The organism is Marinobacter fuscus, from assembly GCF_003007675.1.
GTDB classification, from domain to species: domain Bacteria; phylum Pseudomonadota; class Gammaproteobacteria; order Pseudomonadales; family Oleiphilaceae; genus Marinobacter; species Marinobacter fuscus.
On the sequence record NZ_PXNP01000111.1, the window covers coordinates 66118 to 67771 of the forward strand.

The 1654-nt window shown below is 54.3% G+C and carries 1 protein-coding gene; it reads left to right on the forward strand.

Features of this window, described 5'->3' with window-relative positions; translation table 11 throughout:
- Positions 1-65: 65 nt before the first annotated feature.
- Positions 66-1618 (forward strand): IS3 family transposase gene (locus tag C7H09_RS19645; protein WP_420844207.1). Its coding sequence is split into 2 segments (ribosomal slippage): positions 66-531 and positions 531-1618, totalling 1554 coding nucleotides; the frame shifts between segments, so codons are not numbered across the junction.
- Positions 1619-1654: the final 36 nt, after the last annotated feature.

Sequence of the window (1654 nt, forward strand, 5' to 3'; positions counted from 1 at the left end):
CCCCCTCTGGCAGGATAGTTGGCACTACTTAATTTTTAACCAGTTGGGCGGTTCAGGTGTTAATAGTGCCTCGTTATTCCGAAGAACGTAAAGCCACAGTACTGGCAAAGTTATCGCCGCCACAGAGCATGACGATAGCCGCCCTTTCGCGGGAAGAAGGCATTTCGGAGCAAACCCTTTACAATTGGCGGACACAAGCCAGAAAAGAAGGACGCCCGGTGCCCGGTTCAAAAGCCAAGTCAGATCAGTGGTCAGCAGAAGCAAAGCTGGCAACCGTCATTGAGACAGCCGCGCTGTCTGAAGAAGAACTCAGCCAGTATTGCCGGGAGAAAGGCCTCTACCCCGAGCAAGTCCGGCGCTGGAAAGAAGAGTCCCTGCAAGGCTTTCAGCGCAGTGCAGAACGGGAAAAACAGCTGCGTAAAAAGAGCCAGGCCGACCAGAAACAAATCAAGAAACTTGAACGTGAACTGCGCCACAAAGAAAAGGCTCTGGCAGAAACAGCGGCGCTGCTGGTGCTGCGAAAAAAGCTGGATGCGCTCTGGGAGAACGACAGCGGGGAAGACTGACCCCGACCCCGGAGCGCAGGAAAACGGTTAAGCTGATTCAGGAAGCCATGGTCTCAGGTGCGCGCCTGGTCGCAGCGTGCGAAGAAGCCAGTATTAGCCTGCGCACCTATCGTCGTTGGTACCGTGAAGGCACGGTACAGTCGGATCAGCGCCCGGAAGCGGTGCGCCCCGAACCGGCCAACAAGCTCAGTAAAGAAGAACAGGAGAAGATCTTGTCCACCTGCAACTCAGCTCGTTACGAGAGCCTTCCGCCGTCTCAAATCGTGCCGACGATGTTGGACGAGGGGCTGTACCTGGCGTCTGAATCGTCATTTTATCGAATATTGAAAGCGCACGATCAATTGCATCACCGCGGACAAAGTCACGCACCAAAACCCTCTCGCGAAGCAACAACACACCATGCATCCGGGCCTTGTGAGCTTTGGAGTTGGGACATTACGTATCTGGCCTCGACAGTCCGTGGGCAGTTCTATTACTTGTACATGTTTGAAGATGTCTACAGCCGGAAAATTGTGGGCTACGAAGTCTACGAGGTGGAGAGCGGCGACTACGCAGCCGGGTTGCTGCAGCGTTGTCTGCTCCGGGAGCAGTGTCTACACCAACCTCTGGTGCTGCATTCTGACAATGGAGCACCGATGAAGGCCCAGACTATGAAAGCGAAAATGGAAGAGCTGGGCGTCACACCCTCGTATAGCCGACCAAGGGTCAGTAATGACAACGCGTTCTCGGAGTCACTGTTCAAGACGTTGAAATACCGACCGGAATGGCCGTCATCCGGGTTTAAAAGCCTTAGCGATGCACGGCGCTGGGTAGATCGCTTCGTGACTTGGTACAACACCGAGCACAAACACAGTAAGTTGCGGTTCGTCACGCCCCAGCAACGTCATACCGGCGAAGATGTTGCTATCCTGGCTCAGCGTCAGCGTGTGCTGGAGCAAGCGAAACAGCGGACACCGAGCCGCTGGGGAGGTCGTCAGATAAGGAATTGCGAGCCCGTTGGGCCAACGACACTGAATCCTGAAAAATCTGCTGCAGAGAAAAATGCGGCTTAAATGCAGAAATAGTGTCAACTATCTTGAAAAACACCG